At 62.8% G+C, this 20422-nt stretch carries 20 protein-coding genes and 1 other RNA gene; 15 read left to right on the top strand and 6 right to left on the bottom strand.

The genetic code is table 11. From position 1 onward, the window contains the following. The 3 genes from DBIPINDM_RS12465 to DBIPINDM_RS12455 form a co-directional block, all read right to left on the bottom strand. Entirely contained in the window at positions 1 to 1869 is a 1869-nt protein-coding gene (locus tag DBIPINDM_RS12465) for an extracellular solute-binding protein (RefSeq protein WP_258585988.1), read from the bottom strand. 29 nt (positions 1870 to 1898) lie between these two features. Then, positions 1899 to 3776: an extracellular solute-binding protein gene (locus tag DBIPINDM_RS12460; RefSeq protein ID WP_258585987.1), complete on the bottom strand. Its 1878-nt coding sequence runs from the start codon at positions 3774 to 3776 to the stop codon at positions 1899 to 1901. A 166-nt stretch (positions 3777 to 3942) separates the two neighbouring features. Then, positions 3943 to 4623 carry a c-type cytochrome gene (locus tag DBIPINDM_RS12455; protein WP_258585986.1) on the bottom strand — a complete coding sequence of 227 codons (681 nt, stop codon included), beginning with the start codon at positions 4621 to 4623 and terminating at the stop codon, positions 3943 to 3945. 193 nt (positions 4624 to 4816) lie between these two features. Here DBIPINDM_RS12455 and DBIPINDM_RS12450 point away from each other — a divergent pair, with 193 nt between their 5' ends. Beyond that, entirely contained in the window at positions 4817 to 5545 is a 729-nt protein-coding gene (locus DBIPINDM_RS12450; RefSeq protein WP_258585985.1) for a 3-deoxy-manno-octulosonate cytidylyltransferase, read from the top strand. A 50-nt stretch (positions 5546 to 5595) separates the two neighbouring features. Then, the gene (locus tag DBIPINDM_RS12445) at positions 5596 to 6459 is read left to right on the top strand and encodes a prephenate dehydratase (RefSeq protein ID WP_258585984.1); all 864 of its coding nucleotides are present in this window, start codon (positions 5596 to 5598) and stop codon (positions 6457 to 6459) included. Here DBIPINDM_RS12445 and DBIPINDM_RS12440 read toward each other — a convergent pair. The 3 genes from DBIPINDM_RS12440 to DBIPINDM_RS12430 all read right to left on the bottom strand — a co-directional run bounded on the left by DBIPINDM_RS12440 (position 6456) and on the right by DBIPINDM_RS12430 (position 8227). Further along, complete coding sequence (locus DBIPINDM_RS12440) at positions 6456 to 6761, bottom strand: Dabb family protein (RefSeq protein ID WP_258585983.1); 306 nt, start codon at positions 6759 to 6761, stop codon at positions 6456 to 6458. The genes DBIPINDM_RS12445 and DBIPINDM_RS12440 overlap by 4 nt on opposite strands. A 31-nt stretch (positions 6762 to 6792) precedes the next feature. Continuing rightward, positions 6793 to 7737, bottom strand: a complete 945-nt coding sequence (gene nudC, locus DBIPINDM_RS12435) for an NAD(+) diphosphatase (RefSeq protein ID WP_258585982.1) — start codon at positions 7735 to 7737, stop codon at positions 6793 to 6795. Positions 7738 to 7807: 70 nt separating this feature from the next. Further along, the gene (locus tag DBIPINDM_RS12430) at positions 7808 to 8227 is read right to left on the bottom strand and encodes an HIT domain-containing protein (protein WP_258585981.1); all 420 of its coding nucleotides are present in this window, start codon (positions 8225 to 8227) and stop codon (positions 7808 to 7810) included. A gap of 155 nt (positions 8228 to 8382) precedes the next feature. Between DBIPINDM_RS12430 and ffs the strand changes: the two genes are divergently transcribed. From ffs to DBIPINDM_RS12365, 13 genes are all read left to right on the top strand, one after another. Next, positions 8383 to 8479, top strand: an RNA gene (ffs, locus tag DBIPINDM_RS12425) — signal recognition particle sRNA small type. Between the two features lie 104 nt (positions 8480 to 8583). Continuing rightward, positions 8584 to 10413, top strand: a complete 1830-nt coding sequence (locus tag DBIPINDM_RS12420; RefSeq protein ID WP_258585980.1) for a DNA polymerase III subunit gamma/tau — start codon at positions 8584 to 8586, stop codon at positions 10411 to 10413. Positions 10414 to 10436: 23 nt separating this feature from the next. Next, positions 10437 to 10760, top strand: a complete 324-nt coding sequence (locus DBIPINDM_RS12415; protein WP_095198412.1) for a YbaB/EbfC family nucleoid-associated protein — start codon at positions 10437 to 10439, stop codon at positions 10758 to 10760. Positions 10761 to 10779: 19 nt separating this feature from the next. Further along, positions 10780 to 11187, top strand: a complete 408-nt coding sequence (locus DBIPINDM_RS12410) for a hypothetical protein (protein ID WP_258585979.1) — start codon at positions 10780 to 10782, stop codon at positions 11185 to 11187. A gap of 229 nt (positions 11188 to 11416) precedes the next feature. Further along, positions 11417 to 12403: a cell wall hydrolase gene (locus tag DBIPINDM_RS12405; RefSeq protein ID WP_258585978.1), complete on the top strand. Its 987-nt coding sequence runs from the start codon at positions 11417 to 11419 to the stop codon at positions 12401 to 12403. A gap of 89 nt (positions 12404 to 12492) precedes the next feature. Continuing rightward, entirely contained in the window at positions 12493 to 13098 is a 606-nt protein-coding gene (recR, locus tag DBIPINDM_RS12400; protein WP_183456002.1) for a recombination mediator RecR, read from the top strand. Positions 13099 to 13124: 26 nt separating this feature from the next. Beyond that, the gene (locus DBIPINDM_RS12395; RefSeq protein ID WP_258585977.1) at positions 13125 to 14378 is read left to right on the top strand and encodes a lytic murein transglycosylase; all 1254 of its coding nucleotides are present in this window, start codon (positions 13125 to 13127) and stop codon (positions 14376 to 14378) included. 262 nt (positions 14379 to 14640) lie between these two features. Next, complete coding sequence (locus DBIPINDM_RS12390) at positions 14641 to 16284, top strand: ABC transporter substrate-binding protein (protein ID WP_258585976.1); 1644 nt, start codon at positions 14641 to 14643, stop codon at positions 16282 to 16284. Between the two features lie 18 nt (positions 16285 to 16302). Continuing rightward, the gene (locus DBIPINDM_RS12385; protein ID WP_258585975.1) at positions 16303 to 17364 is read left to right on the top strand and encodes an ABC transporter permease; all 1062 of its coding nucleotides are present in this window, start codon (positions 16303 to 16305) and stop codon (positions 17362 to 17364) included. Between the two features lie 154 nt (positions 17365 to 17518). Continuing rightward, complete coding sequence (gene nikC, locus DBIPINDM_RS12380) at positions 17519 to 18445, top strand: nickel transporter permease (RefSeq protein ID WP_258585974.1); 927 nt, start codon at positions 17519 to 17521, stop codon at positions 18443 to 18445. Positions 18446 to 18455: 10 nt separating this feature from the next. Beyond that, entirely contained in the window at positions 18456 to 19289 is an 834-nt protein-coding gene (locus tag DBIPINDM_RS12375; RefSeq protein WP_258585973.1) for an ABC transporter ATP-binding protein, read from the top strand. Then, the gene (locus DBIPINDM_RS12370) at positions 19286 to 20035 is read left to right on the top strand and encodes an ABC transporter ATP-binding protein (protein WP_258585972.1); all 750 of its coding nucleotides are present in this window, start codon (positions 19286 to 19288) and stop codon (positions 20033 to 20035) included. The genes DBIPINDM_RS12375 and DBIPINDM_RS12370 overlap by 4 nt, the downstream gene beginning before the upstream one ends. Before the next feature lie 37 nt (positions 20036 to 20072). Next, positions 20073 to 20411, top strand: a complete 339-nt coding sequence (locus DBIPINDM_RS12365; protein WP_258585971.1) for a hypothetical protein — start codon at positions 20073 to 20075, stop codon at positions 20409 to 20411. Positions 20412 to 20422: the final 11 nt, after the last annotated feature.

Below are 20422 nucleotides of genomic sequence, written 5' to 3'. Positions count from 1 at the left end.
TCAGCCTTTGCCAATTTTTGCCGCCTTGCCCTTATCAAACCACCACAGCGCCTCGACCGGAAAGCCGAAATCGGGCTTTTGCTCGACAAAGCCGAACATGTCCCAATAGGCGACGCGGTGATTCGCCAGATAGTATGTTGGAATCCAGTCTAGCCGCGCGCGCAAGACCCGGTCGAGCGCTCTGAGCGCGGTGACGAGTTCTGTCCGGCTGCGCGCCTTGCCGGCTGCCACGATCAAGGCGTCGATAGCCTTGCTTTCGGTGCCTGGATAGTTGCGCTGCCCCGGCGTGTTCGCCATCCGGGAATCGTAGAGCATCTCCAGGCTGTCGGCCGTGGGCGTTGCTCCGATCGACCAATGGAGGACGTTGAGGTCGAAATCGAAATCACTCTGCCGTTGTTCATATTGCGCCGAATCGACCTGCCGGATCGAGGCGTCGATCCCGATCGCCTTCATGTTCTCGGACCACGGGGTGAAAATGCGAACGATGCCATCGTCCTCCGCCAGCATTTCCACCCGCAGCCGTTCGCCCTTGTCGTTGACGACAAAACTGCCCGCGCGCTTCCAGCCGGCTTCGGCAAGCAGTTTCGAAGCCGCGCTCAGCAGCTTGCGGTCATGGCCTGAACCGTCCGAGAGAGGCTGCGTTACCGCTTCACCAAAGACCTCTGGCGGCAACTCGGCCCGTAATGGCTCCAGCAGGGCCAATTCCCCTGGCGAGGGCAGGCCCTCGGCCTTGTAGTCCGACCGTTCGAAGTTCGATTGCGAGCGCTCGTAAGAGCCGTAAAACAGAGCGCGCTTCATCCATTCGAAATCGAAGCAGTTGGCGATCGCCCGTCGCACACGCTCATCGCGGAATTGCGGGCGGCGCTGGTTCAGCGCGACGCCCTGCATGTCCGGCGTCTTCTCGCCGGGAAATTCCCGTTTGACGACCTTGCCATCATTCAACGCCGGAAAGTCGTATCCGGTCGCCCATACCCGCGAGGTGAATTCCTCGCGAAAATGCGTATCGCCTTTCTTGAAGGCCTCGAATGCGGCCTGCCGGTCGAGATAGAAGTCGATGCGGATACGGTCGAAATTGTACTGGCCGCGGTTCACCGCGAGATCGCGGCCCCAATAGTCAGCGACGCGTTCATATTCGACGGTCTGTCCGGCGGACACGCGCCCAATCTTGTAGGGTCCCGAGCCAAGCGGTGGCGTCATCGTCGAGGCATCGAACTCATTGGCCGTATAAAAGGCCTTGGACACGATCGGCATTCCCACGACCGCCAGGATATTTTGCGCCGACTGTTCGCCATTGAAGGTCAGGTCAAGGGTGACGGGATCGGCTGCGACCGCGTCGGTCATGTACCGCAATGCCTTGGAAAGGTTCGGGTGACCCTTGTCTTTGTAGAGCTTCAACGCGAAGACTACGTCTTCAGCGGTCAGCGGCGAGCCGTCGTGGAAGCGCGCCTGCGGCCGAAGCGCGAAGCGGAAACCGTTGCGATCGGGCGACAAGGTGACGGACTCGGCAAGCAAGCCGTAGACCGCATCCGGCTCATCGAGCGCACTTGCCATCAGGGAATCGAAACACAGTTCGGCGCGCGGCGGCGCCTCCCCCTTCAACACCAGGAAATTCAGCGTGTTGAAAGTCAGGAAGCTCTGATTGAGGGTTGCGTTGGGCGGTGCGAAATTCATCTGGCCGCCCTTGGGGGCGTCCGGATTGACATAGTCGAAATGCGCAAAATCCGGCTTGTATTTGAGGTTACCGAAGGCCGACAGGCCGTGCAATTTCACGCCGGTCGCAATGTCGGCAAAGGCCTTGCCCGGCAGCAGCGCGGTGGCGGCTGCGGCACCACCCAACGCCAGGAAATCGCGGCGGGGCAGCATTGCCATCGATCGCCGCCCCATCAATTGCCGCCCCATCAATTGCCGCCCTTGTATTTGGTCGCCAGCGCCTTTTCCTTGTCGAGGTCGATCCACCAGGAGTCGGGGTCATAGCCTGCATAGGCCGGCTGCTTCTCGGGGATGCCGAACTTGTCCCAGTAAGCCAGCCAGATCGCCGAGCGATAATATTGCGGCACGACGTAGAAGTTCCACAAAAGCACCCGGTCGAGCGCATGGGTGGCGGCGACGAGATCCTCGCGGTCGGTGGCGAAAATGACGCGGTCGACCAGCGCGTCGACGGTCGGATCCTTGATGCCCATCAGATTACGCGAGCCGGGCGTGTCCGCGGCCTTCGAGCCCCAGAAATCGCGCTGCTCGTTGCCGGCCGAGTCCGACTGGCCGAACAGGCCCGTCACAACGTCGAAATCGAAATGGGTGACGCGGTTGATGTACTGCGTCTGGTCGATGATGCGCAGTGAAGCGTCGACCCCGATCTTGCGCAGATTGGCGATGTAGGGACTGGCGATCACTTGGTCGGTGTCGTTCCAGCCGAGGATCTCGAACTTGAACGGTTCGCCGGTCTTGGCATTGACCATCTTGCCGCCCTTGATCACCCAGCCGGCCTTGGCGAAGAGATCGACTGCCTGTTTCAGATACTTCCGTTCCGCTTGCGGCGAATCGTAGACCGGCAGCTTGAACTCCTGCGTGAAGAGCTCTGGCGGCAGCTTGTCACGATACTTTTCCAGGATTTCCAGTTCCTTGCCTTGCGGCAATCCACTGGAAGCCAGGTCCGTGCCCTGGAAATAGCTAGACGTGCGGGTATTGAAGCCGAAAAACAAGGTGCGGTTCATCGACTCGAAATCGAACGGAATGGTCAGCGCCTCACGCACCAGCCGGTCCTGGAACAGTGGCCGCCGCTGATTGAGGACAAAGCCCTGCATCGGCTGCGGCGAGTGGCTCTCGAAACTCTTCTTGATGACGTCGCCAGCCTTGATGGCCGGGAAAGTATAGGCCGTCGCCCATTTGCGCGAACTGTATTCGCGGTTGAGATCTTCCAGTCCGCCCTTGGTGAAAGCCAGCCATGCGGCATTGTCGTCGAGGATATAGGTGAAACGCTGCGTGTCGAAATTCTCGCGGCCGATCTTCACCGGCAGCTTGGCTGCCCAATAGTCCGGCACGCGCTGCCAGACGATTTCCGAGCCCGGCTTGAAGCTGGCGATCTTGTAGGCCGCCGATCCCAGCGGGATTTCCAGCGTCGGCTTGGTGATGTCGCGCTTCTTGCCGCTGGCATCGATGCCTTCCCACCAGTGTTTCGGCAGCACGGCGAGGTCGCCGATGATCTTCGGCAGCTCGCGGTTGCCTTTCTGGTTGAAATGGAATTCGACCTCGCGGTCGGAGATCGCCACCGCATCGGTGACGTTCTCGAAATAGCGGCTGTATTGCGGGCTGTTTGCCTTCAGCACCTGGAACGACCAGATCACGTCATCGACGGTGATCGGCTGGCCGTCATGCCATTTCGCGCGCGGGTCGAGCCGGTAGGTCGCCGAGGAATAGTCGGCAGGATATTTGTAGGCATTGGCGATCAGCGGATGGCTGGTGCTGCCTTCGTCGGTCGCCTGCTCCATCAGCGTGTCGTAGAGCAGGCCGCCGCCGAAGCCGACCAGGCCCGCCCCCGGCGATCCCTGCACGATATAGGGGTTGAAGCTGTCATAGGTGCCGAGCAGCACCGAATTCAAGGTACCGCCCTTGGGCGCGTTCGGGTTGACGTAGTCGTAGTGCTGAAAATTGTCGCCGTATTTGGAAGGGCCGATCAGAGATGAGGTGGTGCGCCACTCGTCGGCCCGGGTCGTCTGCAATCCCGCCGCCAGCAGGCCCGCCGCCAGCAGCGACTTGAGAAGCGTTCGGCCAACCGTCATGCACTATCCTCTTCGCGATGTGTGCCTGATCATCCAGAACGCGATCCTAGATGATTTGACGCTGGTGAAAACCGCAATGCGCCGGCTTTGTCGCCGCACCCGGCATTTTCCCAACAAAAAAGCCGGGCTGAACCCGGCTTTTTCAAGGTCATCGAGAAGCTATTGGTTATTTGGCGGGCGCGGCCGGAGCTGGTGCAGCGGGAGCCGCAGGCTTAGCGGGCGCTGCGCCGTCAGCCGGCTTTGCCGGAGCGGCTGCATCGGCCGGTTTGGCGGGCGCGGAGGCGTCAGCGGCGGCACCCGGTGCCGGCAGCGGCTTGGGATTGTCCGACAGCGTGCGCAGATAGGCGATGACGTTGGCGCGATCCTCGTCCTTGGGCAGGCCGGCGAAGCCCATCGCCGTGCCCTTCACGAACTTCTTCGGCGAGGTGATGAAGTGGTTGATGTTGTCATAGGTCCACTTCTCGGTGCCGCCCTTGGAAAATTCCTTCATGCCGGCCGAATAGGCAAAGCCCTCATGTTCGGCGACCGGACGGTCGACGAGGTCCCACAGATCGGGGCCGACCTTGTTGGGGCCGCCCTTTTCGCCGGAATGGCAGGCCTGGCATTTCTTGAACACGGCAGCGCCGGCCTCGACATTGGCGGTCTGCAGCAGATCGGCGATCGGCTTGGCTTCGGCGGCGGGCGCGGCCGGGCCGCCTTCGGCGGGCTCCGTGGCCTCGATGGCGAAGCCGGGCTTTTCAGGAGCCGGCGAGGCAAACAGCGCGTCCGACACCAGGCCGACCGAGAAAACGACGAATACGGTTCCAAGCAATCCGGCGAGCAGTTTGTTGACTTCGTTGGAATCCATACGCCCCTTGCTCCCTTTTCCGGCGGACCGAACCGTCCACTCCGTCCGTCGGTATCGAGACCTGCCCTCCAGAGCCGGTCAAATCGGGCGGAAACTAGGTCTTTTGCTCGGGCGTTGCAACACCTATAAGGGCGCTGCCAGTGAGACCTTTTGCCACTTTTCCCCTCCTCTTTTCGAACGCCTTGCCATAGCGATGTCCACCTTGATCCTGATACCGGCCCGCATGGCCTCGACCCGCCTGCCGGGCAAGCCGCTGGCCGACATCGCCGGCGCCCCGATGATCGTCCATGTCGCCCGCCGCGCGGCCGAAGCCGGCCTCGGCCGGGTGGTGGTGGCGACCGACACGCAAAGCGTCGCTGAAGCTGCGCGCGCGCATGGGTTCGAGGCGGTGATGACCCGCATCGACCACGAGTCGGGCTCCGATCGCATCCACGAGGCGCTGGTCGCGCTCGATCCCCGACACGAGGTCGAAACGATCGTCAATGTGCAGGGCGACCTGCCGACCATCGATCCCGGCATCATCGCTGCCTCGCTCAGGCCGTTCGAAGACGGGGCGGTGGATATCGCCACGCTCGGCGTCGAGATCGTCCGCGAGGAGGAAAAGACCAATTCCAACGTCGTCAAGATCGTCGGGTCGCCACTGTCGGCGACGCGGCTGCGGGCGCTCTATTTCACCCGCGCCACAGCCCCTTGGGGCGAGGGGCCGCTCTATCACCATGTTGGCCTCTATGCCTATCGCCGCTCGGCACTTGAACGCTTCGTCGCGCTGAAGCCGTCGCCTCTGGAACGCCGCGAACGGCTTGAACAATTGCGGGCGCTCGAAGCCGGCATGCGCATCGACGCCGAGATCGTCCAGTCGCTGCCGCTCGGTGTCGACACGCCGGAAGACCTTGAGCGCGCCAGGATGATCCTGGCAAACTGACCATCCCCGTAAACCGAGATTTCTTCGACCCCTTGAATCGAGACCCTGCCATGCCTGAAAAGACCAACAGAATATCCTTCCAGGGCGAGCCGGGTGCCAATTCCGACACTGCCTGCCGCAACGCCTATCCCTCGATGGAGCCGTTGCCGTGCCCGACCTTCGAGGACGCGTTCAACGCGGTCGAGACCGGCAAGGCCGATCTCGCCATGATCCCGATCGAAAACACCATTGCCGGACGTGTCGCCGACATCCACCATCTGCTGCCGGAATCGAGGATGCACATCATCGGCGAATATTTCCTGCCGATCCATTTCCAGCTGATGGTGCTGCCCGGCGTCAGGCGCGACGAGATCAAGACCGTGCACAGCCATATCCATGCGCTTGGCCAGTGCCGGAAATACATCCGCAAGAACGGCTGGAAGGCGGTCGTCGCCGGCGATACGGCGGGTGCGGCCAAGATGATCTCCGAGGTCAAGGACCGCACCATGGCGGCGCTGTCGCCGGCGCTGGCCGCGACGCTCTATGGGCTCGACATCATCGAGGAGAATGTCGAGGACACCGATTCCAACGTCACCCGCTTCGTCGTCCTGACCAAGAGCAAGCAATGGGCCGAGCGTCCGTCACCGGACGTCAAGATGATGACGACCTTCATCTTCCGCGTCCGCAACGTGCCGGCCGCGCTCTACAAGGCGATGGGCGGCTTCGCCACCAACGGCATCAACATGACCAAGCTGGAGAGCTACCAGCTGGGGGCTTTCACGGCGACGTTGTTCTACGCAGACATCGAGGGTCATCCCGACGATCCGCTGGTCAAGCTGGCACTGGACGAGCTTCGCTTCTTCTCCCGCGAAGTGCGGATTTTGGGCGTCTATCCGGCCAGCGAGTCGCGTGAGCAGTGGAAGGTGGCGGACTAAACGACCGAGCCCAGCGGCACGTAGTCGATCTCGAGAAATTTCTCGACCTCCGGCACCCAGCGGTCGCGCACGAAGGCGACATGGTCGGGATGGTCGTTGTACCTCGTATAGGCGGCCTGGTCTGCGAACTCCATCGAGAAGCCGAACTGATAGTCGTTCTTGGGGCTGATCTGCCGCAGCTGTTCGAAATGCGTGACGCCGCGGATCGCCGAGAGGATTTTCTTGGCGTCGACAAGGAATCGCTTTTCGTCGAGCGAGTGCGGTGCATGCTTCAGCGTGAAGACGACGGTGTGACGGATCATTTGTCTCTCCTGCGATGACTTTCAGTATTGGCTATTCGCTGTCGACCCAGGCGCGGATGAGGTGATGCGCGATAGCCCCTTTCGGCGGCGTGATCAGATTGTCGGCATGCTCCCTGGCCAGCATCAGGCGCACTTCGTCGCGGCCAAACCAGCGGCAGTCTTCCAGCTCGTTGAGGTCGGCCTGGATATCTTCGTTGAGCGGCTCGCCGAAACAGCCGATCATCAGCGAATAGGGGAACGGCCAGGGCTGGCTGGCATGGTAGACGACGCGGCCGAGCCTGATGCCGGCTTCCTCCAGAGTTTCGCGGCGCACCGCCGCCTCGATCGTTTCGCCCGGCTCGATGAAGCCGGCAAGCGCCGAATACATGCCCGGCGCAAAATGCCGGCCGCGCCCAAGCAGGCATTTCTCCCGCGTCGCCGTCAGCATGATCGCCACCGGGTCGGTGCGCGGAAAATGCTCGGTGCCGCAATTCGGGCAGTGTCGCTTGTAACCGCCGGCCCGCATCTGCGATTCGGCGCCGCATTTGCTGCAGAAACGGTGGCTGGCATGCCAGGCAAGCAGGGCCGCCCCTTGCGCCATTGCACCGGCGGCCGCCTCGTCGATCAGCCCTTGCATATAGACCGACCGGTAGTCGATCGCCTTGACGGTCTCGGGCAGTTGTTCGGCGTCGATGCCGACGGGCATTGCCAGCACCGGCCCGTGTTCAGAAAAGCCGAGCAGGACACCTTGGGCGAAGGAAGGGTTGAAGGGCTCGCTCTCGCCGGCGCCGAACCACGGGTCGAGGCCGCCGCTCCCGTCGAGCTTCAGGAGGAGCCGGCCGCCATTCATCAACAGCAGCCGCGTCGTCGGATCGGCCAGCGCCTTGTCGACCGAATCGTCGGCGCGGTTCTCGGATTGCCGATCGATCGTGTTGCCGGCAAAGCCGACGAACTGGCTCGGCTCGCGCAGGGGCGCGTCAAACAGGCGGAAGCTCATGCGGACTCTGATGCTTTGGGATGGACATGTCTGGGGATGAACGTGTTTTAAGATGAACACTGGGGAAGGCTTATAGCGCCGCCCTTATCGTTTCGGCAAACCGGCGCAGATCGGAACGCTGGTAGGGCTCGCGCAGGCCGTACCCCCACACCGGCCCGGGCCAGCCGGGATCGCCTTCGGACCGTGCGATGACATGGATATGCAATTGGCGCACGATGTTGCCAAGCGCGCCGGTGTTGATCTTGGTGCAGCCGCTCACTTTCTTCAGCGCTTGCGCCACCATATTGGTCTCGAAGGTCAGCATCGCCTGGTCGAGCGGCGTCATGTCGTGGATTTCTTCCGCGCCCGGCCGCTGCGGCACCAAAAGCAGCCATGGCCAGCGGCGGTCGTTCATCACCCGCAATTCGCACAGGCCAAGCCACATCAACTGCTCGCTGTCCGCCTCCAGCCGGGCATCCAGCGTGAATCCGGCCTTCAGGCCCGGCAGCATCGGCGTTTCCCTTGCTTTTCTTGGTTTCCTCAAACTCATGAACGCTAGAGCGGTGGCCCGGGGGCTGCAAGCGAATCATTGTTCCTCTCACGGTTTGGTGCGCCAAATCGCCTGCGCACTTGCATTTCATCGCGCAATTGCCGATATGGACATCGGGAGGTTGGTGGTGGACGATCCACTCGCCAACCGGGTCAGGTCCGGAAGGAAGCAGCCCTAACGAGCCCGGAACGGGTCATTGTTCCAGCCTCCCACCTCATCGGCCCTCCTCGCGACATTGACGACGCATTGCAGCGCGGGCGAGACTATGCGCAGGAATCGGCGCCTTTGGGCGCGGCCTTTTGGAGCTTAACGGGCGAATGAGCGAAGCCGGAAATTCGGGGCCAAAAAGCCTGGAGAATGGAAAGGCCGCTGCCTATCGCGTGCTGGCGCGCAAATACCGTCCGTCGAATTTTTCCGAGCTGGTCGGCCAGGAGCCGATGGTGCGTACCCTCACCAATGCCTTTGCCACCGGCCGCATCGCCCAGGCCTGGATGCTGACCGGCGTGCGCGGCGTCGGCAAGACCACCACCGCGCGCATCCTGGCGCGGGCGCTGAACTACAAGACATCGACCGTGGACCAGCCTTCGGTCGACCTTGCCGTGCTCGGCGAGCATTGCCAGGCGATCATGGAAGGCCGCCATGTCGACGTCATCGAGATGGATGCCGCCTCGCACACCGGCATCGACGACATCAGGGACATCATCGAGCGCGTGCGCTATGCGCCGGTCTCGGCCCGCTACAAGGTCTACATCATCGACGAAGTGCACATGCTGTCGACGCAGGCCTTCAATGGCCTGCTGAAAACGCTGGAAGAGCCGCCGCCGCACGTCAAATTCATCTTCGCCACCACCGAAATCCGCAAGGTTCCGATCACTGTCCTATCGCGCTGCCAGCGTTTTGACCTGAGGCGCATCGATGCCGGCGCGCTGGTCGCGCATCTTTCCTCGATTGCCGGCAAGGAAGGCATTTCGGTCGACGACGACGCGCTGGCGATGATCGCCCGCGCCGCCGAAGGCTCCGCCCGCGATTCGCTCTCCATCCTCGACCAGGCGATTGCGCACGGCGCCGGCTCCGTCAGCGCCGAGGCGGTGCGGGCCATGCTGGGCCTGGCCGACCGTGCCCGCATCGTCGATCTGTTCGAACATGTGATGAAGGGCGATGTGGCGGCAGCACTCGCCGAATTCCGCACGCAATACGACACCGGCGCCGATCCGGCCGCCGTGCTGACCGATCTTGCCGAGTTCAACCACCTCGTCACCCGGCTGCGTTTCGTGCCGACCGCCATGGACGACGCTTCGCTGTCGCAGGACGAGCGCGAGCGCGGCGCCGATTTCGCCAGGGCGCTGTCGGTCAGGGTGCTGTCGCGGACCTGGCAGATGCTGCTCAAGGGCATTCCCGAAGTGCAGTCCTCCAACCGGCCCGTCAGTGCCGCCGAAATGGTGCTGATCCGGCTGGCGCATGCCGCCGACCTGCCGACGCTGGACGAGGCGCTGCGATCGCTTGAAGGCGCAGCACCGGCACAAAATGGCGCATCGCGCCCGAATGGCGCGCCTGCGGGTTCCGGCAACGGCAATGGCAATGGCGGTGGGGCCAGCGCGGTGGCGCAGACGCGCATGCCATCCGGGTCCAGTGGCGCGCAGACCATGCGTTTGGTCGAGGCCACGCCCGCGCCGGCCGCCTTCGTTGCTCCTCCTGCGCCGGTGTCCGAGCCGCAGCAGGTGCCGGTCAGGTCACTGGCCGACATTGTTGCCCTTGCCGACGCGCAGCGCGACATCGCCTTCAAGGTGCTGGTCAAGCGCTGCATCCGTCCCGTGCGCTTCGAGCCCGGCCGCATCGATGTCAGCCTGACCGACGATGCGCCCAAGCTGCTGCTCAACGAGCTGACGACGAAACTGCGCGCCTGGACCGGCCGCAACTGGCTGGTGTCGCTGTCGAAGGAAGAGGGCGGCCAGACGCTGGCCGAAATGGAATCGACCAAGCGCGAAAACGCCTTCCTCGATGCCAAGAGCGATCCGACGGTTGCCGCCATCCTGGCGCGCTTTCCCGGTGCCAAGATCATCGACGTGCGCATCCCCGACGCGCCGGAGGCAGACACGACCGAGGCCGAAGTGCCGGTCGAGCCACCGGCGGATGACGACGAGACCTGACGAAACAAGACAAGGATCGGATCATGAAAGATCTTCTCGGCCTGATGGGCAAGGCGAAGGAAATGCAGGCCAAATTCCAGGCCATGCAGGACGAGATCGCCACGGTCGAATCCGTCGGCCAGGCCGGCGGCGGCCTGGTCAGCGTCACCTTGAGCGGCAAGTTCGAGATGAAGGTGCTGAAGATCGACCCGTCTCTGTTCAAGGAGGACGATGTCGAGATCCTCGAGGACCTGATCCTCGCCGCTCACAATGACGCCAAGGCCAAGGTCGAGCAGATCATGCAGGAAAAGACCAAGGCGCTGACCGCCGGCCTGCCGATCCCGCCCGGAATGAAACTGCCCTTCTAGCCTTCAGCGGCGATGCGCCATGACCGAAGAGCCGTCCGAAAGACTGATCGAGCAGCGTATCCGCAACAGGATCTACGAGATTCTGGAAATCCTTGCCGATTGCGATGCCGGCGTCGATATCGTCGGCATCAAGGGCTACTTCTATCTGTTCGAGGATTTCGTGCACCGCCCGTCGATCGAGGCCGGCACGTCAGCGCTTTCGAAGGAGGAGCGCGCGGTCGTGCTGGAAATCGCCGAATTCCTTGAGGCGGCCTCCGAAACAAATCCCGATTTCACCAAGGCCGAATTCATCGACAGCGACTGGCCGGGAAAGATTGCGCCAGCTGCCAGGGCCGCTCGGGCGCTGTTCCTCAGGCGCGGCTTGTTTTCGGAGAAGGTCGAAGAGCTCGATCCTGGTCAGCCGGCGGCGATTGCGGCCGGGCGGTAGCGATTCCCGGAAAAACCTGACGCGGTTTTCCCTCCAGCAATTGCGGCGAAACCAAGAGAGAGCGGTCATCGCTTTTGTGAAATGACGGCTCGATCTATCTGGAAAGCCTCGAAATTGTGCCATTTCGGCAACAGTGACCGGTTAATAACGTTTTGGCCATCATTTTGCCTGAAAGTGTCTCATTCTTGCCGCAGCCTGGGGGCGGGCATCGAAGTGAGAGGGTAACCTGTTGATCGTCACGCGATGGAAGACGCCGCTGTTGCTCGGCGTCATTACGTCTCCCCTGTTTTTGGCTGCCTGCAGCCAGACCACTTCGCACGGCATGTCCGTTGCAAGCCTGACCGATGCCATCACGCCGAGTTTCCTGACGTCGCGCGCCTCCAGCCACTCGCCGAAGGACAGGGAATGCCTGGAAAGGGCGATGTTCTTCGAATCCAACCGCTCGAGCCGCGACGGCATGATCGCGGTGGGCACCGTGGTGATGAATCGGCTGCGCTCCGGCAACCACGGCAGCACCATCTGTGACGTGGTGGGTGAACCCGGGCAGTTCGCGCCGGGCGTCATGACCAGGCCGATGAATTCGCGCGCATTGCCCGATGTCGAGGAAGCCGCCGACGCCGTGCTCAAGGGCGAGCGCAAGGCCAAGCTGAAGAACACGATGTATTTCCACACTGCCGGCCTGCATTTCCCCTACAAGAACATGCACTACACCATGGTCGCCGGCGGCAATGCCTTCTACGAAAAGCGCGGCCGCAACTGGCAGCCGCTGCCTGACGAACCAATGGTTGCCTCGGCGGCGCCCGAAATGGTCAAGCCGGCCGCGCCGGTGACGATGGTTGCCTCGGCGGAGCCCGCGCGTCCGGCCAAAACCTCCCGCACCGCTCCGGCACAACAGGTCTTTATGACCGCCGCTGTGGAGCCGGCCCCTCAGCCCAAGACCAAGATCGCCCCTGCCCAGCAGACCTATGTGACCGCGGCCGCGGCGCCCACGGCAAAGTCGGCGCGCGTGACCATGAAGCAGACGATGGTCGCCATGCAGGAGCCGATGGAAGAACCGGATGCCGCCCGGTTCGGCGGAGCCTTGAACACGCGCGTCATCTCCTCGGTTCAGGGTGCGCCGCAAGAGGCGGCGATGGGGTTCCAGTCGACGCCTGAGAACACCGACGCCATCGGTGCGATGATCGCCAGCCAGAGCCGACCGCTCGAGGTCAACTGATCTGCACTCCACGGCCCACCAGGGTAATATGGTGAGCCATGCGGATGCGGGATGTTCCAAAGCGCTCCGAAAAATCCTAGATCAAGGCGATGTCCAAGCGAATCGCCGGTCCCGAGATCGAACGCCTGATCCAGCTCCTGGCCAAGGTGCCGGGGCTTGGGCCCCGTTCGGCCAGGCGCGCGGCGCTGCATCTGATCAAGAAAAAGGAGCAGCTCCTGTCGCCGCTCGCCGCCGCCATGGGCGAGGCGGCCGACAAGGTGCGCATCTGTTCCACCTGCGGCAATGTCGATACATCCGACCCTTGCATGATCTGCACCGACCCGCGCCGCGACGCTGCCACCCTCATCGTCGTCGAGGACGTCTCCGATCTCTGGGCGCTGGAGCGGGCGGCGGCGATGAACGTGCGCTACCATGTGCTCGGCGGCACGCTGTCGCCGCTCGACGGCATCGGCCCCGATCAGCTCAACATCCGCTCGCTGATCGACCGGGTCGCCGGCGGCGAGGTCAAGGAGATCATCATCGCCGTCAACGCCACCGTCGAGGGCCAGACCACCGCGCACTATCTTACCGACCAGCTGTCCGGCTTCGACATCAAGGTGACAAGGCTGGCGCATGGCGTGCCGGTCGGCGGTGAGCTCGACTATCTCGACGAGGGCACGCTCGCCGCCGCGCTGCGCTCGCGGACGGCGTTTTGACAAGATTGGCGGAGAGGGTGCGGATCATGATTGTTGCGCGTCCTCTCAGGTTGGCTCTGCTTTCCTTTCTTGCAGCTCTCCTCACTGTTTTCCTCATCGCCCCCGCCTCCGCCGCCAAGATCGACGACCAGTTCCGCGCCTGGCTGCAGAACGACCTCTGGCCCGAGGCCAAGGCCAAAGGCATATCCAAGCAGACTTTCGATGCCGCCTTCGACGGCATAAAGCCCAATCTGAAGCTTCCCGACCTCGTCATGCCCGGCGAGAAGCCGAAAACGCCGCAGAAGCAGCATCAGGCCGAGTTCGGCTCGCCCGGCGCCTATTTCGCCGAGAAGACGGTTCGTGCAGTGACATCAGGCGGACGCGCGCGCGAAGCCACCAACGCCAGGACGCTTGCCGCAATCGAAAAACGCTATGGCGTGCCCGGCGAGATCCTTCTGGCGATCTGGGGCCGCGAGACCGGCTTCGGCGCGGCGAAGATGCCCTACGATGCCTTCGAGGTGCTTGGCACCAAGGCGTTCATGTCGACCAAGAAGGATTTCTTCCGCACCGAGCTTCTGGCCGCGCTTGAAATCGTCCAACGCGGATTGGCGCCGGTCGGCGCGATGAAATCGTCCTGGGCCGGTGCGCTCGGCCAGCCGCAATTCATGCCGACCTCCTTCCTCAAGCATGCCATGGATTTCGATGGCGACGGCCGCGTCGACATCTGGAATTCGACGCCCGACGTGCTCGCCTCGATCGCCAATTATCTCGTCCATTATGGCTGGGTGCGGGGGCGCGGCTGGGGTTTCGAGGTGACCGTGCCCGAAAGCGTCTCGTGCTCGCTGGAAGGCCCCGATCAGGGCAAGAAGATTTCCGAGTGGGCCGACATGGGCATCAAGCGCGTCGGCGGAAAAGCATTTCCCGCGAGTGAGCTGAAAGCGGAGGGCTTCCTGCTGATGCCGGCCGGCCGCAGCGGGCCGGCTTTCATCGCAACCCCCAATTTCTACGTGCTGAAGGAATACAACACCAGCGACCTCTATGCGCTGTTCATCGGCCATGGCGCCGACCGCATCGCGCATGGCGATCAGAATTTTTCCGGCAGCTGGGGCCCGGTCGGCGATCTCCACCGCTCCGATATCGCCGCCCTGCAAAGGGCGCTGGAAGCCAAGGGCTATGATGTCGGCAGCGCCGACGGCCTGCCCGGCTTCAAGACCCGCCGCTCGATCGGCAAGTGGCAGGCCAAGAACGGCCAGGCAGAGACCTGCTTTCCCGATGCCGGGCTCGTTGCCGCTCTGAAATAGCTCGAAAACTAGCAGATTTTTCTCGTTCGACTGCCTCGATTGGCCGGCCTATGCGTCGACGCGCTGCCCGCCATTCTGGTCCAATGGGTCCGCGTATAAAATGCTCGTTGCCCGCCACGAGGCCGCCGGATATGCTGTTGACCAATTGGACAAAAACCACGACGGTAAGCGGTCAAATGGCCGTTATCGGTCTTGAAAAGAACACCGCAATCCTGAGCCGGGAACTCAGGTCAACAAACCAACAAAACAGGGAACAATCACCATGATGATGGAAAAGTTTGCTCTTCGCTCGCGTACCTTGCTTGCGGGCGCGGCGATGTCCGCGCTGCTCATTGGCGCAGCGCCTGCCTTCGCCGTCACGCCGGCCGACACGCTGGTCGAAGGTTTCGCCATCGACGACATCATCACCATGGATCCGGGCGAAGCGTTCGAGCTGTCGACCGCCGAAGTCACCGGCAACACCTACGACCTGCTTGTCCGCCTCGACCTCAGCGACACCTCCAAGGTCAAGCCCGATCTCGCCGAAAGCTGGACCGTCTCCGACGATGGCCTGACCTATACCTTCAAGCTCAAGCCCGGCCTCAAATTCGCCTCGGGCAATCCGATCACCGCGGCCGATGTCGCCTATTCGTTCGAGCGCGCCGTCAAGCTGGACAAGAGCCCGGCCTTCATCATCGACCAGTTCGGCATCAGCGGCGACAACGTCGCCGAAAAGGCCAAGGCCGTCGACGACACCACATTCCAGTTCACTGTCGACAAGGCCTATGCGCCGAGCTTCGTGCTGAACTGTCTCTCGGCCACCGTCGCCTCGGTCGTCGATGCCAAGCTGGTCAAGGAGCATGTCGTCAAGGCAGCGCCCACCGCCGACTACAAATGGGACAATGACTTCGGCAATGCCTGGCTGAAGACCGGCTATGCCGGCTCGGGCGCCTACAAGCTGCGTGAATGGCGGGCCAACGAAGCCGTCGTCATGGAGCGCAACGACAATTATCACGGCGAAAAGGCCAAGCTTGCCCGCGTCATCTACCGCAACATGAAGGAAAGCTCGGCCCAGCGCCTGGCGCTGGAAGCCGGCGACATCGACGTTGCCCGCAACCTCGAGCCGAACGATCTCGACGCCATCGCCAAGAACGCCGACCTCACCACCACCAGCGCGCCGAAGGGCACGGTCTATTACATCAGCCTCAACCAGAAGAATCCGAATCTGGCGAAACCCGAGGTCCGCCAAGCCTTCAAATATCTCGTCGACTACGATGCGTTGAGCTCGACCATCCTCAAGGGCATTGGCGAAATCCACCAATCCTTCCTGCCCAAGGGCGACCTTGGCGCCGTGGACGACAACCCGTTCAAGCTCGATGTCGCCAAGGCCAAGGAACTTCTGGCCAAGGCCGGCCTGCCGGACGGCTTCAGCGTGACCATGGACGTGCGCACCGGCCAGCCGACCACCGGCATGGCGGAATCGATCCAGCAGACACTGGGTCAGGCCGGCATCAAGCTGGAGATCATCCCCGGCGATGGCAAGCAGACGCTGACCAAGTACCGCGCCCGCAACCATGACATCTATATCGGCAATTGGGGCCAGGACTATTTCGACCCCAACTCCAACGCCCAGACCTTTGCCTCGAACCCGGACAATTCGGATGCCGGCAAATCCCACACGCTCGCCTGGCGCAACAGCTGGGATATTCCGGATCTGACCAAGGAAACAGAAGCAGCACTGCTGGAGAAGGATTCGGGCAAGCGCGCCGATATGTACAAGGATCTGCAGAAGAAGATTCTCGACACCAGCCCCTTCGTCATCATCCATCAGCAGCTGGAAGTGGCTGGCCTGCACAAGAACCTCAAGAGCTTTGCACTCGGCCCGAGCTTCGACACCAACTTCGTCGGGCCGGTCTCGAAAGAGTAACGCCCACGGACGCGCCGCATGAGCGCGGTTGAAAACGAGGGCGGGCGCGGCAGCGCCCGCGCAGTCGTTATTCTCTCGGCGGTCGGCCGATTCCTGGTCATCGCGGTCACGACCTATCTCGGTCTGCTCGCGGTGACCTTCTTCATCGGCCGTGTCATTCCGATCGATCCGGTGCTGGCGGTGCTCGGTGATCGGGCGCCCCTCAATGTCGTCGAGCGCACGCGCCGCGAAATGGGTCTCGACCTGCCACTGGTCGAGCAGTTCTACATCTATGTGAAAAATGCCCTGAACGGTGATTTCGGCACCTCGGTGCTGACCACCAATCCGGTCATGACCGACATCCGCCGCGCACTTCCGGCAACGACGGAACTGGCGACACTGGGGACACTGATCGGCGCACTGTTTGGCGTACCACTTGGCGTGCTGGCCGCGGTCAAGCGCGGCAGCCTCATCGACCAGATCGTGCGCGTCATCGGTCTGATCGGCTATTCCGTGCCGATCTTCTGGCTCGGCCTGCTTGGCCTTGTGCTGTTCTATGCCAAGCTGAAATGGGTGGCTTTCCCGGCCCGGCTCGACGTCGTCTACGAATACACCTTCACGCCGATCACCGGCTTCTATCTGCTCGACTCTGCGATGCAGGGACAGTGGGACGTCTTCTGGGACGCCTTCCGGCACATCATCCTGCCGGCCTCGCTGCTCGGCTATTTCTCGCTCGCCTATATCAGCCGCATGACGCGCTCGTTCATGCTCAACGAATTGGCCCAGGAATACATCGTCGCCGCGCGCGCCAAGGGCCTGTCGGAAACCCGCATCATCTGGGGCCACGCGCTGCGCAACGCCGCCGTGCCGATGGTCACCGTGATCGCGCTCTCCTATGCCGGGCTGCTCGAAGGTTCGGTGTTGACCGAGACCGTCTTCTCCTGGCCTGGTATCGGCCTCTACATCACCAACTCGCTGCAGAACGCCGACATGAACGCCGTGCTCGGCGGCACCATCGTCATCGGCTCGGTGTTCATCGGCATCAATCTTCTGTCCGACCTGCTTTACCGCGTGCTCGATCCGAGGACGAAGGTAAGATGAGCAGAGGTATCCCACTTTCGGGCTCGGCTGCGGCCAATCACCCCCACTCCGGCCGGCCGCACGCTTGGCGCCTTTCCTCTCCCCCGTCAAACGGGGGAGAGGTGGTCTGCGAAGCAGACCGGAGTGGGGGTCGACAGCCTCAAGAGGCATCGTCATGACCGCCTCCGATGCCCGCCCTCTCTCTCGGCGCGATTGGCTGCTCAGCGAGCGGCCGGCCTCGCGCATGCAGGCGAGGCTCGGCCGCGCCTATGTCGCGTGGCGGCGCTTTTCCGCCAATCGGCTGGCCTTTGTCGGCTTGCTCATCATCATAGCCCTGCTGGTCATTGCTGCCCTTGCCGGCGTGCTGGCACCCTATTCGCCGACCTTCGGCGATCTGAAGAACGCCCGGCTGTTGGCGCCGAGCGCTGAGCACTGGTTCGGCACAGACGACCTTGGCCGCGATATCCTTTCGCGCATCCTCTACGGCTCGCGTTGGACGCTCTATGTCGTCATCCTGGTTGCCATTATCGCGGCACCCATCGGTCTGCTGGTCGGCACTGTCGCCGGCTATGCCGGCGGCTGGACCGATGCCATTCTGATGCGCATCACCGACATCTTCCTCGCTTTCCCGAAGCTGGTTCTGGCGCTGGCCTTCGTCGCGGCGCTCGGCCCCGGCATTGAAAACGCGGTGCTGGCGATAGCCATCACCTCCTGGCCCCCCTATGCCCGCATCGCGCGCGCCGAAACGCTGACGGTGCGCAATTCCGATTACATCAAGGCGGTGCAACTGATGGGCGCGTCGCCCTTCCGCATCGTGCTGCGCCACATCATGCCGCTCTGCATCTCCTCGCTGATCGTCCGCGTGACGCTCGACATGGCCGGTATCATCCTCACCGCCGCCGGCCTCGGTTTCCTCGGTCTCGGCGCGCAGCCGCCGCTGCCCGAATGGGGCACCATGATCGCATCCGGCCGCCGCTTCATCCTCGATCAGTGGTGGGTGGCCGGCGCGCCGGGCTTCGCCATCCTGATCGTCAGCCTTGGCTTCAACCTGCTTGGTGATGGCCTGCGCGACGCGCTCGATCCCCGTAGCGGTGACCAATGAGTGGTGACCAATGAGCACGCTTCTCGACGTCGACGATCTGCGCGTCACCTTCCCGACCCGCACCGGGCTGATCGAGGCGGTGCGCGGCGTCTCCTTCTCGCTCGGCCGCGAGCGGCTCGGCATCGTCGGCGAGTCCGGCTCGGGCAAGTCGCAGACGGGCCGCGCCATCATGGGCCTGACGCCGCCGCAGGCCAGGATATCGGCCAGGAAATTGGCCTTCGACGGCATCGACCTGCTCGGCATCTCGCCACGACAACGCCGGGCGTTGCGGGGCAACCGCATCGCCATGATCCTGCAGGATCCGAAATACTCGCTCGACCCGGTGATGAGCATCGGCCGGCAGATCGTCGAGACGCTGCGCACCCATGAGAAAGTCTCCAAGGCAGAGGCACGCGAGCGCGCGCTGGCCATGCTGGAAGCGGTGCAGATCCGCGACCCCAAGCGTGTCTACGACCTGCATCCGCACGAAGTGTCCGGCGGCATGGGCCAACGCGCCATGATCGCCATGATGCTGATCGCCGGGCCGGAGATGATGATTGCCGACGAGCCGACCTCGGCGCTCGACGTCACGGTGCAGCTCGACGTGCTCGGCATCCTCGACCGGCTGGTCAGCGAGCGCGGCATGGGGCTGATCTTCATCTCGCACGATCTGCGCCTGGTCTCGTCCTTCTGTGACCGCGTCATCGTTATGTATGCCGGCAAGGTGGTCGAGCAGCTCAAGGCCTCCGAACTCGGCCAGGCCCAGCATCCCTACACCCGCGGTCTGCTCAACTGCATGCCCAGGATCGGCTTCGAGCGCCACCCGCTGCCGGTGCTCGACCGCAAGCCGGAGTGGGCGGCATGACAGCAGCGATTGCCGTCGACGGGCTGGAAGTGATCTTCGACCGGTTTCGCGCGCTGAAAGGCGTCAGCCTCGAAGTCAGGTCAGGCGAATCCTTCGGCCTGGTCGGCGAGAGCGGCTCCGGCAAATCGACGCTGCTCAGGGCAATCGCCGGCCTTGCGCCGGTCGCCTCGGGCAGCATCGCCGTCAACGGCAAGAGGCTTGGCGCGCGCCGCGACAAGGCCTTTTATCGCGAGGTGCAGATGGTCTTCCAGGATCCGTATGGCTCGCTGCATCCGCGCCAGACCGTCGACCGCCTGCTGCAGGAACCGCTTGCCATCCATGGTTTTGCCGACGGCGAAAAGCGCATCCAGCAGGCGCTCGACGAGGTTGGCCTCGGCAACGGTTTCCGCTTCCGTTACTCGCATCAGCTGTCGGGCGGCCAGCGCCAACGTGTGGCGATCGCGCGTGCCCTGATCCTCGAACCGTCGATCCTGCTGCTCGACGAGCCGACCTCGGCGCTCGATGCCTCGGTGCAGGCCGAAGTGCTCAATCTGCTGGAAGAGGTCCGCCGGCGACGCAAGCTGACCTTTCTGATGGTCAGCCACGACCTCGCCATCATCACCCATATGTGCGAGCGGCTGATGGTGATGCAAAGCGGCGAGGCGGTGGAGAATCTGACGGCGGCCCAACTTGTCGCGCACCGCGTGACAGAGGATTATACGCGCAATCTGTTACGCGCCAGCGAGGGGTTTGTGAGAACCGCTTGAATTCCTGTGCGCAAACCAACCGTCTTCGGGGAATTCCATGAAGGAATGGAAGTTTGCAGATCCACCCAATGTCGCGGTGCTATCGGACAAGAGCATATTCAAACGTGGCGACTGGATTGCATACGTTGTGCACGAAGCTGATGACGACGATAACTACAACGATGAAGGTGGCAGTTGGCAATTTCACAACAGCGAGCCAGGACCAGCCGAAGAGGGCGAGATAATGCTCGTCGGCCTGGAACAGGTGGTTCGGCTCGATGAGAGCATCCTTGCCTTGGCCGATTTGCCAAAAGGCTGGCATGCTTGGCGTACCTCAAAATCGTCGCCGTGGCAGCGCGCCAAATCACTCCCTGTACCCTCCAACGATAACGAGTGATACAGCAGGGT

It is taken from the genome of Mesorhizobium sp. AR02 (assembly GCF_024746835.1).
GTDB lineage: Bacteria > Pseudomonadota > Alphaproteobacteria > Rhizobiales > Rhizobiaceae > Mesorhizobium.
The sequence above is the reverse complement of the archived record's forward strand: the minus strand, read 5'-3'. Positions and strand labels throughout refer to the sequence as shown.